The organism is Sorangium sp. So ce726, from assembly GCF_051521405.1.
GTDB lineage: Bacteria > Myxococcota_A > Polyangia > Polyangiales > Polyangiaceae > Sorangium.
On the sequence record NZ_CP150349.1, the window covers coordinates 4588675 to 4603103 of the forward strand.

Annotated in this window: 11 protein-coding genes; 5 read left to right on the plus strand and 6 right to left on the minus strand. The window is 70.4% G+C overall.

Features of this window, described 5'->3' with window-relative positions:
* Positions 1–3: 3 nt before the first annotated feature.
* The 3 genes from WME79_RS17095 to WME79_RS17105 form a co-directional block, all read right to left on the minus strand.
* A complete protein-coding gene (locus WME79_RS17095) occupies positions 4–780 on the minus strand; it encodes a hypothetical protein (RefSeq protein ID WP_437536756.1) in 777 nt (258 codons plus the stop codon).
* An 86-nt stretch (positions 781–866) separates the two neighbouring features.
* Positions 867–2204: an NAD(P)/FAD-dependent oxidoreductase gene (locus WME79_RS17100; protein ID WP_437536758.1), complete on the minus strand. Its 1338-nt coding sequence runs from the start codon at positions 2202–2204 to the stop codon at positions 867–869.
* A 231-nt stretch (positions 2205–2435) separates the two neighbouring features.
* Positions 2436–2942 (minus strand): DUF2505 domain-containing protein, encoded by a 507-nt coding sequence (locus WME79_RS17105; RefSeq protein ID WP_437536760.1) that lies wholly within the window; start codon positions 2940–2942, stop codon positions 2436–2438.
* A 343-nt stretch (positions 2943–3285) separates the two neighbouring features.
* Here WME79_RS17105 and WME79_RS17110 point away from each other — a divergent pair, with 343 nt between their 5' ends.
* Entirely contained in the window at positions 3286–3717 is a 432-nt protein-coding gene (locus WME79_RS17110) for a response regulator (protein ID WP_437536762.1), read from the plus strand.
* Positions 3718–3775: 58 nt separating this feature from the next.
* Here WME79_RS17110 and WME79_RS17115 read toward each other — a convergent pair whose 3' ends face one another.
* From WME79_RS17115 to WME79_RS17125, 3 genes are all read right to left on the minus strand, one after another.
* Positions 3776–5959, minus strand: coding sequence for a protein kinase domain-containing protein (locus WME79_RS17115; protein WP_437536765.1), 2184 nt, complete (start codon positions 5957–5959; stop codon positions 3776–3778).
* A gap of 90 nt (positions 5960–6049) precedes the next feature.
* Positions 6050–7441 (minus strand): pyridoxal phosphate-dependent aminotransferase, encoded by a 1392-nt coding sequence (locus WME79_RS17120; protein ID WP_437536768.1) that lies wholly within the window; start codon positions 7439–7441, stop codon positions 6050–6052.
* A 66-nt stretch (positions 7442–7507) separates the two neighbouring features.
* Complete coding sequence (locus WME79_RS17125) at positions 7508–9328, minus strand: hypothetical protein (RefSeq protein ID WP_437536770.1); 1821 nt, start codon at positions 9326–9328, stop codon at positions 7508–7510.
* A 472-nt stretch (positions 9329–9800) separates the two neighbouring features.
* Between WME79_RS17125 and WME79_RS17130 the strand changes: the two genes are divergently transcribed.
* The 4 genes from WME79_RS17130 to WME79_RS17145 all read left to right on the plus strand — a co-directional run bounded on the left by WME79_RS17130 (position 9801) and on the right by WME79_RS17145 (position 14418).
* On the plus strand, positions 9801–10223 hold the full coding sequence (locus tag WME79_RS17130) for a hypothetical protein (RefSeq protein WP_437536773.1): 423 nt from the start codon (positions 9801–9803) through the stop codon (positions 10221–10223).
* A 1002-nt stretch (positions 10224–11225) separates the two neighbouring features.
* On the plus strand, positions 11226–11786 hold the full coding sequence (locus tag WME79_RS17135) for a hypothetical protein (protein WP_437536774.1): 561 nt from the start codon (positions 11226–11228) through the stop codon (positions 11784–11786).
* A 53-nt stretch (positions 11787–11839) separates the two neighbouring features.
* A complete protein-coding gene (locus WME79_RS17140; protein ID WP_437536777.1) occupies positions 11840–12754 on the plus strand; it encodes an isoaspartyl peptidase/L-asparaginase in 915 nt (304 codons plus the stop codon).
* Between the two features lie 248 nt (positions 12755–13002).
* Complete coding sequence (locus WME79_RS17145) at positions 13003–14418, plus strand: glycosyl hydrolase family 8 (RefSeq protein WP_437536780.1); 1416 nt, start codon at positions 13003–13005, stop codon at positions 14416–14418.
* Positions 14419–14429: the final 11 nt, after the last annotated feature.

Consider the following 14429-nt stretch of genomic DNA (forward strand, 5'->3'; position numbering starts at 1 on the left):
CGCTCAGAGCGAGCCGGAGACGCCGAGCCCGACGGTGTCGCCCGTGACGATCGGCTTCACCGACAGGGCGACGTCGTTGCGGACAAGCTTCTTCTCCGGCGCGGCGAGGCCGCCGATGAACATCGCGGCCCCGGCGACCTGCGCCAGCCCGTCGACCATGAGGACGAAGACGCCGCCGCCCTTCGCATCGGCGGTGCCGACGGTGATGAAGGGGCCGGCGAGCGGGATGTAGAGCGGGATGTAGCTCTCCCCGCTGCCGCCGCTCGCCCTGTCCGCGCTCTCCGCGACGAGCCCGACCATCGCCGAGAGGATGTAGGTGACGCCGAACGTCACGGCGCCGCCGATGATCAGGCCGCGGCGCGCCCTCTCCTCGACGCGGTAACCCTCCGGGATGGCCTGCCCTTCCTCGTAGTTCATGATCCTCGGGCCGACCGGGTACGAGCCAGAAGGCGAGGCGTACCCGGGAGGCGGGGCGTATCCCGGAGGCGGGGCGTATCCCGGAGGCGGGGCGTATCCCGGAGGCGGGGCGTATCCGGGAGGCGGGTAGTAGCCGGGCTGCTGCCCGTACGGGGCAGGCGCGCCGTACGGCGCGGGGGCTCCGTAAGGCGCGGGCTGCGGCTCGGCGCCGGCAGGGGCGGGGGCGCGCGGCGAGGGCGCAGCAGGAGGCGCCTGCGCGAAGGCGGAGGGGGCGCTGAGCAGGAGTGCGGCGAGAGGTGCTGCGCTGGCGAGGAGCGCTCGCCACGGGTGCGACGTGGCGCCCTGTCCGGGATGGATCGTCATGGTCAATGACGCTAACGCAGCTCCGTCGCCAAGGTCCAGACGAGCGCAGTACGCCGGCGGGTGGCGTGTGTGCTCTCGGGTGGTGCCTATGCGCGCGTGCGCGCGGGCTCCATCGGTTGGTGCCTCGTGACGGCGCCACCGTCCATGCGCGCCTCGAGCTCCGGCGCGTGGTGGTCCTCCAGGAGCGGCGGGATCTCGCCCGTGATCAACCGCGAGGCGCGCTCATAGGTCACGTAGGACAGGGCCCACGAGAACAGCACCAGGAACCGGTTACGGAAGCCGATCAGGAAGAGGATATGGATGAACAGCCACGCGAGCCACGCCAGGAACCCGGAGAGCTTCAGCTTGCCGAAGTCGGCGACCGCCGCCGCGCGCCCGATCGTCGCCAAGGATCCCCGGTCGTTGTACCGGAACGGCAGCCGCGGCAGCCCCCGCAAGGTGCGCGCGATGCTGCGCGCGGCGTGGCGCCCTCCCTGGATCGCCGCGGGCGCCACGCCGGGCACGGGCGTCCCGTCCTCCTGCTTCAGCGACGCGAGGTCACCGATGACATAGATGTCCTCGTGACCCGGCACCGTCAGGTCCGGCGCCACCAGCACGCGCCCTGCCCGGTCGAGCGGCGCTCCGAGGGTGCGGGCGAGGGCCGACGCCGCCACGCCGGCCCCCCAGAGCACGGTCCTGGATTCGATCCGCTTGTCGCCGATCGAGACCCCCTCCTCGTCGATGTCGGTGACGCGGCAGTTCGTCCTCACCTCCACGTTGAGCGCGGCCAGCTGCTGTCGCGCCTTCTCGCCGAGCTCAGGCACGTACGACGGCAGCACCTGCCCGGCCCCTTCCAGCAAGAGGATGTGGGCCTTGCTCGGGTCGATGTGCCGGAACTCGCGCAGGAGCGTGTGCCTCGCGAGCTCCGAGAGGGCGCCGGCGAGCTCGACGCCCGTCGGGCCCCCGCCCACCACCACGAACGTCATCCAGGCGCTCCGCCGCGCCGGATCGGGCTCGCGCTCGGCCGCCTCGAAGGCGAGGAGGACGCGCCGGCGAATCTCGAGCGCGTCCTCGACGGTCTTGAGCCCGGGCGCGACGGCCGCCCACGCGTCGTTCCCGAAGTACGAATGCGACGCCCCCGCCGCGACGATCAGCTTGTCGTAGCCGAGCTCGCCGTCCTCGAAGATCACCCGCTTCTGGACGGGATCGATCGCCTTCACCTCGGCGAGGATCACGCTCGTGTTCTTCTGCTTGCGCAGCACATGGCGGATGGGCGTGGCGATGTCGCTCGCGCTCAGGCCCGCCGTCGCGACCTGATACAGGAGGGGCTGGAACGTGTGATGGTTGTGCCGGTCGATCACGGTCACCCGTACCGGCTCGCGCCGGAGCGCCCGCGCCGCGTAGAGGCCGCCGAAGCCGGCACCGATGATGACGACGTGCTCCATGCCGTGGCCCCTGGTTCCCGTAGGCCACCGCAGCAAGAGCCGGAGCCGAAGATCTCCTGCTTTGACCCTGGACGTGCAGGGGGGCGCCCTCGCTCGTTCGCGGGATGAAGGTCGCGAGATGGACGCTCGCGATCCCCTCGCGTCGGCGTCGCCGCCCGTTCGTCGGGCAGCGCCTGCGTCAGGCGCTTCAGGCGGTGCGCGGCAGCGACCGGCCGATCGCCGCCGGTCCGGCTAAGCCGTTTTGCCCTGGGCGATCCACTGGTTCATGAAGACCGCGCTGACCTCCCACCCTTGCCGCAGCTCCTTTTCGGCGCTGCTCTCGAGCATGCCGCCGACACCGAACACCTTCGCTTCGATCGTGATTTCGGCGGTCCGACGCACCTTGTTGTCGCCGATGGCCTCGGCGCGCACCACGCCTTCGTTGCGCATCTTGTCGGCCAGGGTGCTTGGCGTCAGCTTGAAGGTCCACACCTTCGTCGCCTTGTTGAGCCTGCCCTCTTCGGTGTAGCGGAACCCGGAGCCGAGCAGCTTCTCGACGGGGCCAGGCAAATTCATCTTCGGCTTCCCGGCCGACCTCCGGATGATCTCCGTCGCCGTCTCGACCTGCTCCGTGATCGTGAACTCGGGGAAACCGAGCTCCTTCCTGTAGAGCTCCTCGTTGAATGTCTTGTCCAGGAACAGCTTCCAGAACGTCTCGAGGTTGCAGTTGATCTCGTGTGTGAGGGTGAACTTGCCCATGGGATCGTTCCTTTGCGGTGCGCGGGGTCGATGACGTCTAGCTCCGCGTTTACCGCAGCCCGTACGTGGCGTCCATGTCTCGGCCGGGACCGCTGAACACGGGATCTGCGATCACGATGCGTCCGTCTGCGTTGCGCGCGCCGGGCGCTCGTCGCCCCGATCGCGAGGCGCGCGAGGTCACGCCGAGCGCAGGCGAGCGCGGAGGCGCGCAGCAGACGCCGGATTGGAGGCGACGCCGCGAGTTGGAGATCGGCGCTGCGCAGGGTTGCGTACGCACGCTCCGGGCGATGCGGCGGCTGGCGGCGGGCTTCCGGCGCTTCTGCATCCGTGCGAGCATGACGCTGTGACGTGCATCCTCGTCATCGACGACGACGCCGCGATCCGAGCCATGTTTGCGCGTTCGCTCCGTACGCTGGGCGACGTCGAGGAGGCGAACGGCGGGGCGCCGGCGCTGCGACGGCTCTCTGCGCGCAAGTTCGATCTCGTGGTGCTCGATCTGCACATGCCGCTGGTCGACGGCTTCAGCGTGCTCGAGTCGCTCTCGGCCAAGGGAGCGCTGAACCGGGACACGCCCGTCTTCGTCGTGACGGCCGATGAGTCGCAGCAGGTTCGCATCCGCGCGCTGCGGCGGCACGCGATCTTCCTGCTCTCGAAGCCGGTGAACCTCGCCATGCTTGTGTCGCTCGCGGAGTCGTCGCTGAAGAAAGCTGCGGCCCGCGCGACTCCGCTCCCGCCGCCCGACGAGGCGCAGCCCGAGAAGCCGAAGGAGGACTGAGCGCGATGCGCCGGCAGCGCGGGCTGTGGGGGAGGCAGCCGCGCCTGGTCTGAAGGCGCTACCGCGGCGCCAGGTCGAGGGGGGGAGCAGCGGGGCGCGGCCGCGGCGGCGCCTGGCCGGGGACGGGCCCGCGCGGCAGCGTGGAGACGGGCGGAGGCGCCGGCAGCCCGGACTGCGCGGGCCGTGGCGGAGGCCACCCGGTGACGGACGGCGTGGGCAAGGGCCCTGGGACGCGTGGCGCAGGGGTGACCGAGGAGCCCGGGTACGGCGTTCCCGGCACGGGTGCGGCGCCGGGGACGTACGCCGGCTGTCCGCTCGGGAGAGGGGTGGCCGCATCGGCGGGGACCGCGGCATCCGCGGCCGCGTCGACCAGGGCGGCCGCGTCGGGCGGGGCGGCCGCGTCGGCGATCTGCTCGGCTGCGGCCGCATCGGTCGGGGCCGCGGCGTCGGCGACGGCGTCGCTCGTGACCGTGGTGGCCGTCGTCGACGCGCTCGGCTTCGCCGCGGCATCGGCGCCGGCGTCGGGCGTTTGCACCGTCGGTCCGGACGCGCTGGGGCTGGCGGAAGGCACCACCACACCGCCGAACGGCAGGCGGCCGGAACGCGCGAGCAGGATCGCAACGGCTGCGACGACGCCCAGGACGATCAGCGCGAGCAACGCCACGCGGACGAAGGACCCCTTCGCGGGAGGGGACGCGCGGCGTTCGGGCGCGGACGCTACAGCGCTCGCGTGCGCCGCCGGACCGACGTAAGCCGCCGGCCCAGGTGGTACCGGCGGCCCCACGTGCAGCGGCGGCGGGACCAGCGGTAGCGGCGAAAGTCCCGCCGGGAAATCGAGCGGCGAGCCTGCCCCGTCCGGGTTCGACTTGCGCGTCGCGTCCGGATTCGACTTGCGCATCGGGTCGGCGTTCGCGCGGCGCGGGCTCGTCGGCGCCGGCATGCGCGAGCTTGCCGGCCCCGACATGCGCGAGCTTGCTGGTCCCGACATTCGCGAGCTTGCCGGTCCCGACATGCGCGAGCTTGCCGGCCCTGACATGCGCGAGCTCGCGGGGCCTGTCGGGGACGAGGGCGGCGCCGCGTCGGCCGCGCCCCCGCCCTCCGTCGCCTCCGGGCCGTCCTGCAGGATCGGCAGCATGGAGATGCGCCGCAGCATCACCTCGGTCGCGTCCTCGGGGCGCGAGGCCTGCGGCCGCTGAGGGTGCGCGCGCTCGGCGAGGATCCTGTCGAGCTCGTCGAGCGCCTGATCGATCCGCTCCTTGCGCGCCTCGGCGACCCCGGGGAGCAGATCGCGGACGAGCTGGCCGACCTGTTTGTCGGTGTAGCTCTCGCGGACCGCGACGCTCACCTGCTCGAGATCGCGGCGCAGCTCTGCGGCCGTCTGGTACCGCTCGTTCGGGTTCTTGGCGAGCGCCCGCATGATGATGCGATCGAGCTCCGGGTGGACCTCGGGCATGATCTCGCGCGGCGGCTGCGGGTTGCGGTTGGCGATCTGCTGCATCGCCTCCAGCGGGCCCTTGCCGCGGAACGGCGTGTGGCCCGTCACCAGGAGGTAGAGCAGCACGCCCATCGAGAAGAGATCGCTGCGGCGGTCGAGCGTCCCGCCCATGACCTGCTCGGGCGAGAAATACCCCGTCTTGCCCTTGATCGCGCCGACGCGGCTGGTCTGCGCGCGCGCCCGCGTCTTCGCGACGCCGAAGTCGACGACCTTGACCATGCCGTCGAACGTCACCATCACGTTCTCCGGCGTGACGTCGCGGTGGATCAGGTTGAGGAGCTCGCCCGTGTCGTCGCGGACCTCGTGCGCCGCGTGCAGCCCGGCGCACGCGTCGATCATCACGTGGAGCACCCAGCCGAGCGGCAGGAGCGCGCGCTTCGCCTTCTGGTTCGAGAAGATCTTCGCGATCGGGGCGCCGTCGATCCACTCCATCGCGAGATACGGCCGATCGCGGACCTCGCCGTACGCGAGGATGTGCACGACGTTCGGGTGGAGGATCCGCGACGCGGTGCACGCCTCGTCGAGGAACATCGCCCGCGCGTCGTCATCCCCGCGCATCGCGTCCGACAGCAGCTTGACGGCGACGATCTGGACGGAGCCGTTGGGCCGCCTGAGCCGCGCAGCCCACACGGCGGCCATGCCGCCCACGGCTGCAGGGAACAGCAGCTCGTAGGGGCCGATCGTATCGCCCGGCTGGAAGTTACCGGGGTCGTCGTCGTTCCAATCACTCCACGGATCTTTGGCCACGCGCTCCCCCACCATGTCGGAAGACGTGCAGCGCGACAAGACCTGGCGCTCGGCCCCGTCTTCCCGCTCCCCTGGGCGGCGCTGCCGGTGTCAGGCCCGGCGACGCTCGCCTACCATGCGCTCGAGCCGCCCGAGCGCCCGGACGAGGACGTCCTCGCTCGGGCCGAAAGAAAAGCGGACGTGGTGGCGGAACCGCGACGGCCGCCCCGCCCGGCGCTTGCCGGGGTTGACGTCGAAGAACTCGCCCGGCACGACGATGATCCGCTCCCCGAGGGCCGCCCGGAAGAAGCCGTAGCCGTCGGAGAGCCCCGGGGGCAGATCCGCGACCGAGCCCCAGACGTAGAACGTGCCCTCGGGCTCCGCGTCGACCGTGACGCCGATCTTGCGCAGCCCCTCGAGCATCAGCTCGCGCTTGTGCGAGAACGTCCGGTGGATGGCCGTCGTCTCGGCGCGGGTGTGCTCGATGGTGAGCAGCTCTGCCGCGGCGCGCTGCATCGGCTTGGAGCCGCCGCCGTCGAGGAAGCTGCCGGCGCTCGCCACGGCCTCGATGACCTCGCGCGGCCCCAGCGTCCAGGTGACGCGCCAGCCGGGGTAGCGCCAGTTCTTGGTCAGGCCGTCGAAGATCACGACCGGATCGCGGTCGACCTCCTCGACGTAGCGCGCGGCGCTCTCCATCGGGGCGACGTCGCCCATCCCGTAGACATAGTGCGAGTAGAACTCGTCGAGCAGGAGCGCGCAATCGAGCTCCTTCGCGGTGCGGACCCAGGCGGCGAGCTCCTCGCCGCGCACGTGCTTCCCGGTCGGGTTGCAGGGGTTCGAGGCGAGGATCGCGCTCAGGCCGCGGCCCAGGATCTCGCGGCGCAGGTCGCCGACCGAGAACGAGTAGCCGCGCTCGCCCTCGAGCAGGATCGGGATCGGCGAGAACAGCCGGAAGACGTCGAGCAGCTCCTCGTAGGCGGTGTAATCGGGGAGGAAGTGGCCGAGGTTGATCTGCCCGAGCGCCGCCGCGGCGCGGGTGAGGGCGATGCGGCCCCCGCCCGACACCGCCACGTTCTCGGCCGTGTAGCGCGACGGCATGCCCCGGCGGTACGCGCGGTTGTAGAGCGACGCGATCGCCTCGCGCAGCTCCCAGAGGCCGGCCACGGGCGCGTACTCCTGGTCGTCTCCGGAGATCGGCACGGCCTCGCAGCGCGCGGGCGAGCCCGGGAGCGGGCCCGTCTCCGGCTGGCCCTGCCCGAGGTTGCACCACCCGTCCGTCCCCTCGTCGGCGCCCGGCTTGAACCCGAGGCGCGCGGCCTCGGTCGTCACGTAGATGACGCCCGTCCGCGGGACCTTCCGGAAAGCGTGGACCGCCCGCTCGTCGCCGCGCGGCGGGGCCGGCGTGTCCCCCCGGTCGGCCAGGGCCCCAGGATCGCTGGGCCGGGCCTCGTCTCCCTGGAGGTCGCCGTGCTTGTCGGGATGCTCTCGCTCTACTTCTGTCATTGTTCGTTTCCAGGCACTTCCAGCATGGGAGGCGCTGCCGTGGTGATCCAGCAGGAGGCGAGCGCCTCAGGCCTGCTGGGCCGTTGGCTTTCCGCCGTCCTCGCTCGCCGGCTCGGGCTGCCGCGCCCACGGCATCGTCTTACCCGAGAAGATCCAGAGCAGGTAATAGCAGAAGGCGAGTGAGACAGCGGTGAGCACCGTGTACTTGTCGTCGTTGTAGTTGAACGTGATCCAGATGAACTGGCTGAGCGCCGCCAGGCCGAACAGGGGTACCTCGATCTGGCGCTTCACCCGGGTGAGCGGCGCGCTCAAGATCATGAATGAATAGTAATAACAGGTGAGCTGCGAGAGCAGGATGACGAAGATCTGGGCGAGGCACTGGGCCACCCACAGCGAGCGGACCCGCCGGCACACGTAGACGAAGCCCGCCAGGGTCGCCGCGATGATCCCATAGGCGATCCAGCGGTATTTCGCGTAGCGCTCGTTGCGCATCCGCTTCCAGACCTCGAACGGATCGACGAGCTTCGTGTCCTTCGTGTACTTCATGCGGCCGGACTCGACGCCCGTGCCGGGCTCGTGGGCGACCAGCACGCGGAGGCCCATGTGGTTCGTCAGCGGCGTCTGGTCGTGCACCTTGAGCGTGTGCTCGTAGAACTGCCGGTACGAGTCCGTGCCGGAGACCTTCATGCTCACCGGAATGAGCACGGCGGCAGCGAGGACGCCGCCGATCAGCACCTGCACGTGCGACCTCGCCATGCGCTTGTGGCGGACGAGGTGAATCCCGGCGACGGTGAGCCAGCCGATCACCGGCAGGCCCGGGAAGATGCGCAGGAGGCCCGCGTAGACCATGCTCGCGCCCGCGAGCTTGAAGTAGCGCTTCCGGATGAGGCAGGCCGAGAGGACCAGGTAGAAGAGCCAGTCCTGCCGGAGGAACGCGCCGCCGGTCCAGTAGAACGGCGCCGACGACTGGCAGCCCCAGAAGATCGCCGCGACGGCGAAGACCCGCCACCCGAAGGCCCAGTAGATGGCGGCGAACATCCCGAGCAGATAGAAAATATCGAAGCTGGCGAGGAACTGGAGGTAGCGGGTGCTGGCCGGCTGTAGCTCCGCCCAGAACTTACCCATGATCGTCCAGACCGGCGGCGGGTTGTAGCCGTGGTCCTTCTGCATGTCCTCCCAGTAGCCCTTGTCCGAGGCCGTCCTGAAGAACTGCACGTCGGCCTTGAACGCATCCCAGCGCTCCGGTGCGAAGTGCGCCTTGCAGATCTCGGGGTTGGCGAGCACCTCGCTCGCCGGCATGAGGAGGTTGTCGCCACCGAGGTTCCGGATCTTCTTGTCCGGGTGGCGGACCTCCTTCGACATGTCCAGCTTGACCGGCCGCCCCGTGTCCTCGTTCGTGTACGTGACGAGCCCCAGCTCGTCCTGCGCGATCAGCGCGCATTTGTAGAGGCCGTCGTACCCCATCTCCGGGAAGTACTTGGCCCCCATGTAATAATGGAACTGATCCCAGCGGTGGTAATACTTGGGATAGCCGAAGCGGAAGCCGTTGAAGTACGCGATGATGGCGGCGACACCGAGCGCCACGCCGGCGAACCGCTTCCAGCGCTCCGCGATCGGCCGGCGCATCCCCTCGCGGTGCGTCTCGTAGAAGACGCAGAGCGCGGCGCCCATCGCGATCCCCACCTTCGCCATGTCCACGGCGCGGGCGTGCTCGTCGATGTACCGGTCCAGACCATAGAAGAAGAGCGCGACGCCCGCGGCGACCGTGCTGTACCGCGCGAGCGCGCGGAGCCGCGCCGGGGCGAACCAGTTGAGCGCGAACGCGACGCCGAAGTAGGCGCAGAGCGCGATGACGATCTCGATGACTTGTTGTGACGTGAGCTTCATTGCCTGCGGTTCGGATCGGGATCGAGGTGACGCGGGACGCGCCGGCGGGCCTCTTCGCCGGCCTTCCGCGGCAGCGCGCCCAGCGTCGGGCGCTGCTGCCGCCGCCCCGACCCGCCGCTGCGGGCTGGAGCCCGTCGGGTGGGGCGACGCCGTAGGTGCAGGACGCACCCCGTCCCGGACGGGCTCCACGGGGGAGGCGGGGCCACCTTAGCCGAAATCCCAGGAGTGTGGCGCTCTCGTTGTGGGCGCCATGGGCATCGGCGAGCGTACCCAGGTGGTGTGCGTGTAACGTGCGTGTAACCGGTGTGACCGGGGCGGAGCTGTGTCGGCTCGACGTGCTGCGCAATTGAGCGGGCTTCCTCCGCCGAGCAGAGCTCGTGTATCGTCTCCCTTCGTGTCGAACGACAGTTTCTCTTCTGCTTCTTCGGGGGGCTCGGAGCGAGAGGGGGCCCGTGGCCCCTACGGCTTTCTCGTGCGGGTCGACGGTGCGCCGCCGCTCTGGTGCCGGGAGGTGCGGGGCTTCCACCGCGCCGCCGTCGCCGCGGCCGATCCTGACGCGCTGCCTCCCGCGCAGCTCGTGCTCGTCGGCCTCGACGAGGCGGCACGCGCGTGGCTCGCGTCGTGGGCCGAGGACAGCGAGCGCGTGCGCCGCACGCTGACGATCCGGAGGCTGCTCGACGATCGGGAAGCCACCGCGGTCGTGACGCTGGCGTCCTACGGCTATGGAGTCAACACCGCGCTCGCCGTGGAGTCGGTCGTGGTGCCTGGGGGCGACGGCCCCGCGGCCATCCTGCGCAGCGGCGTCCATACGAAGGAAGAGATCGAAGCGATGCTCGCGGTCCTCGCCACGGCGCTGCCGGAGGGTGAGGAGGCGAGCTGGTTCGCACACGTCTGACGGGCGCGCGGCTCACGTCGCGCTGCGGCGCCAGCGGCGGAGGTCGGCGCCAGCGGCGGAGGTCAGCGCGCGCTGGCCCGCCGCGCGACGTCCTCGCCGTTGTTCCACCGGACCTGTTCCGGCGGCTGCGCGCGTGCGTCCGGCACGTCGTCTCGCCGGAGCGCGCTGCGCCTCGTCCTGCGGAGATGCGCCTTCCACCTCGCCCTGCCTGGCTGCTCCTCCGGGTGACGCCTGCCTGGTCGCGTGCCGTGTGTCGTGTGCCGTGTGCCACGTCGATCGACGCCTGCCCGGCTGCGCTGCGAGACGCGGTGGGAGCGGTGGGACCGCGCGTGGACATGGATGGAATGGAAGAGAATCGCTTTCGATGTTTCGGTGCGTGAGCCCCTTGCTCGCCTGAACAGCGGTGATAGGCTGGTCCTCGGCCCCGGACGGAGCATCAGCTCCAGGATGGTCCTGCCGTGGAGCACCACGGTGCTGGGGTCGACACCAGATCGGCGGGCTCTCCGCTGATCCGCAATCGAACACCCTTGCCATGCCGGACGATCTCTTTCGATCCGGCGCGGGGTGCCGGCAAGCCGGAGGAGGGATGGACACCATGCACAGTACCAGTGGCTCTTCTATACCGGAGGCTGGGAACGGCTGACCCTCGTGGAGCGTGGACGCAGGGTCATCGGGGCCTTGCACAACGCTTCCGCGCTCGGCCAGGTCCGGCGCTCGATAACCTGTTGACTGCCATCGCGACCTCCGCGAGGCCGGCAGAGAGGGAATCGAGGAAGACTCAGGTCTTCCGGCAACGATTCTCACCGGTGCTCCGGGGCCGAACGCTCGTCGCGCTGGGACAGGGGGGGCGCCGCACAGGCGGGATCAAGCGGGGTCCAGAAGGCCTCCGGTAGAGGCCCACGGGACGGGTCGGGTGCGAACGAAGCACCCGACCCGTTTTTATTTCCATTGCCTGCGAGCGCTTTTTTGTCCTGCGCCGTGCCTGTCTGGTACGCGGGCTCGATGCGGATGCTGCTGCTCGCGCTGCTGCCGGCGTTGCCCTTGCTTTCAGCGTGCGCCGACGTCTTCGGGGATCAGGAGGCGCCGGAGCGGGGGACCGCGCTCGGCGCGTTCCACGTGGTCGGGACGCAGACGGCGAACACGTGCGGGGAGGGGGCGCTCGGCGCGAAGCGCCTGTGGGAGTTCGACGTCGAGCTCGCGCGCGGCGACGACGCCCTGTACTGGAACAACGGCGCCAGCGTGATCGAAGGCGTCATCGACGACGACCAGCTGAGCTTCTCGATCGACGGGCGCGTGGTGGTGGACATGCGCGCCGGCGACGCGCCGCCGGGGCCGCCGTGCTCCGTCGAGCGCCGCGACCGGGCGCTCGGGCAGCTCGGCGGCAGAGGGGATGACGTCGCGGCGTTCAAGGCGACGATGTCCTTCGAGTTCGTGCCCACGGCGGGGTCGCGGTGCGAGGACCTCGTCGCCGGAGAGCTCAGCGTCGCGCCGGTGGTCGCGGCGCTGCCGTGCGGCATGGCCTACGATCTCAAGGCCAAGCGGAGCGCGCTCCCGCCCGAGTGAGCGTCGGGTGGGCGTGGACCTCCGGGCGCGCGCCGCGGTAGGGTGCCACGATCGTGAAGCACGTCATCCATTCTCTGGGCGGGCGCGGCGGGCGGCGCACCGTCCTGGTCCACGGCGGCGCGGGCAACGTCGCTCCGGAGCGGCGGCCGCTGCATGCGGCGGGGTGTCTCCGCGCGGCGCGCGAGGGAGCGCGCGTGCTCTCCGAGGGAGGGAGCGCGCTCGACGCGGTCGAGCGCGCGGTGCGCGTCCTCGAGGACGATCCGCTCTTCAACGCGGGCACGGGCGCGTGCCTGAACGAGGAGGGCCACATCGAGCTCGACGCGTCGATCATGGAGGGCCGCGGGCTCAGGGCCGGCGCGGTCTGCGCGCTCGCGGAGTTCGCCGAGCCGATCGCGATCGCGCGCGCGGCGCTGGAGGACGGCCGGCACGTGCTGTACGCCGCGCACGGCGCCGCGCGGTTCGCGCGGATGAAGGGGTTCACGCCCGTGGGCGAGGCCGCGCTCATCACGGAGGCGGCCCGGGAGGCGCTCGCAGCGGCCCAGCAAGGTATCCGCGCGACCTCCTGGGCGGGCAACACGGTCGGCGCGGTGGCGCTCGACGAGGGCGGGCTCACCGCCGCGGCGACGAGCACGGGCGGCACGGTCAACAAGCGGGTCGGGCGGGTGGGGGACTCGCCCCTCATCGGGGCAGGGACGTACGCTGACGACGAGGCCGGGGCCGTGTCGACGACCGGCCACGGCGAGGGGATGATCCGGCTCGTTGTGGCGCACTCGGCCGTGGAGCGGATGCGCGCGGGCATCGGCGCGGTCGATGCGGCGAGTGGGATCATCGCGCACCTGGCGGAGCGCCTCGACATCACCGGGGGCGTCATTGCGCTCGATCGGACGGGTCGGTTTGGCCTGGCGCGATCGACCGCGACCATGTCGTGGGCAGCCGTCGGCGATTGGGGCGAGGAAAGCGGTGTGTGAATTGTCTTTACAGCGAACGCCTATTATTCCATAGTCACTGTTCATCACGTGGCGCCCCGGGCGCTCTCGCGTGTGCGGTAGTGAGCATACCTGTCAAACCGCGTTCGTCCTGAGCTGGGGTGTTCGCAACCAAGCCGCGGCGCTGTTGCGCGCGTCGGATCATGGCGTGTCATGCACGGCGAGGCGGCCTGAACGGTGCCCGATCCCGCGGGGATCACGCTGGGCTTCGTCATCAGGAGGTCTATCTTATGAATCGGAATTCGCTGCGGTTTCTCTCGGTGGGTCTGCTCCTGGCGGCCGTCGCGTGCGGGGATGACGACGGTGGCTCCGGCGGTGCAGGGAGCGTGTCCTCGGGCACGGGCGGGGCAGGGGGGACCGGCGGCTCTGCCGACGGCGGAGGCGGGAGCGGGGGCGGGGGCGGCGACGGTGGGGGCGGCGCGTCGACGCCTGGCGGGAACGGGGCTGTCGATACGGGGGAATACCGCAACCTCTTCGTCGAGAACGGGCGCACGCAGGACGAGGTGAATGCCAAGATCGCGGCCGCCTGGGACCATCTCTTCAAGGGTGATCCGGCCGAAGAGGCCGTCTATTTCGCGCAGGAGGAGAACGACAACGGCCCGCTCGCGCAGATCCGCGACGTCGCGAGCGAGGACGTGCGCTCGGAGGGCATGAGCTACGGCATGATGATCGCCGTCCAGACCGATCATCAGGCGGAGTTCAACGCGCTCTGGAACTGGGCGAAGACCTACATGTTCCACGCCGACGAGACGCACCCGGCGTACGGGTATTTCTCGTGGCAGATGAATTTCGACGGCACCCCGTTGGACGAGATGCCGGCTCCGGACGGAGAGGAGTACTTCGCGACGGCGCTCTATTTCGCGTCGGGGCGCTGGGGCAATGGTGAGGGCATCTACAATTACCGGGCGGAAGCGGATCGCTTGCTCGACCTGATGAAGAACCGACCGGACATCACCGGGGAGTCCTTCGGGAACGGGGAGACGCGCACGACGACCGGGTCGACGCTCTTCAACACCGACAACCACCAGATCCGCTTCACGCCGGACACGGGAAACTTCGAGACCAATGGGGATCACACCGATCCGTCGTATCACCTGCCGGCCTTCTACGAGATCTGGGCCAAGTACGGTCCGGAGGCGGACCGCGCCTTCTGGAGCGAGGCGGCCGAGGTGAGCCGTGACTACTTCCACCTCGCGGCTCACCCGGAGACGGGGCTCACGCCCGATTACGCGAATTTCGACGGCACGCCCAAGGCGGCGTCGTGGAAGCCCGAGTCCGTGGACTTCCGCTTCGACGCGTGGCGCACCGCGATGAACTGGTCCGTCGACTGGGCGTGGTGGGCGAAGGATGAGCGCCAGCAGGAGCTCAGCGATCGGATCCAGGCGTTCTTCGAGGCGCAAGGAGCGGAGTACGGGAACCAGTTCTCCCTCGACGGCGAGGAGCTGGGCGCCGACCACTCCTCGGGGCTCGTCGCCACGAACGCGGTCGCCAGCCTGGCGGCCACCAACCCGCGGTCCGCCGATTTCGTCCAGGCGCTCTGGGACCTCGATCCCCCGAGCGGGCAGTACCGCTACTACGACGGCATGCTGTATTTCATGGCGCTGCTGCACGTGGGCGGCCAGTTCCAGGCGTACGCGCCGCAGTGAGGTGCGGCGGC

Bases quoted from the DNA above. Each gene is read 5' to 3' on its own strand.
- WME79_RS17135 (WP_437536774.1), top strand. From the start codon at position 11,226: ATGCGGATGCTGCTGCTCGCGCTGCTGCCGGCGTTGCCCTTGCTTTCA.
- WME79_RS17095 (WP_437536756.1), bottom strand. From the start codon at position 780: ATGACGATCCATCCCGGACAGGGCGCCACGTCGCACCCGTGGCGAGCG.
- WME79_RS17105 (WP_437536760.1), bottom strand. From the start codon at position 2,942: ATGGGCAAGTTCACCCTCACACACGAGATCAACTGCAACCTCGAGACG.
- WME79_RS17125 (WP_437536770.1), bottom strand. From the start codon at position 9,328: ATGAAGCTCACGTCACAACAAGTCATCGAGATCGTCATCGCGCTCTGC.
- WME79_RS17120 (WP_437536768.1), bottom strand. From the start codon at position 7,441: ATGACAGAAGTAGAGCGAGAGCATCCCGACAAGCACGGCGACCTCCAG.
- WME79_RS17145 (WP_437536780.1), top strand. From the start codon at position 13,003: ATGAATCGGAATTCGCTGCGGTTTCTCTCGGTGGGTCTGCTCCTGGCG.
- WME79_RS17100 (WP_437536758.1), bottom strand. From the start codon at position 2,204: ATGGAGCACGTCGTCATCATCGGTGCCGGCTTCGGCGGCCTCTACGCG.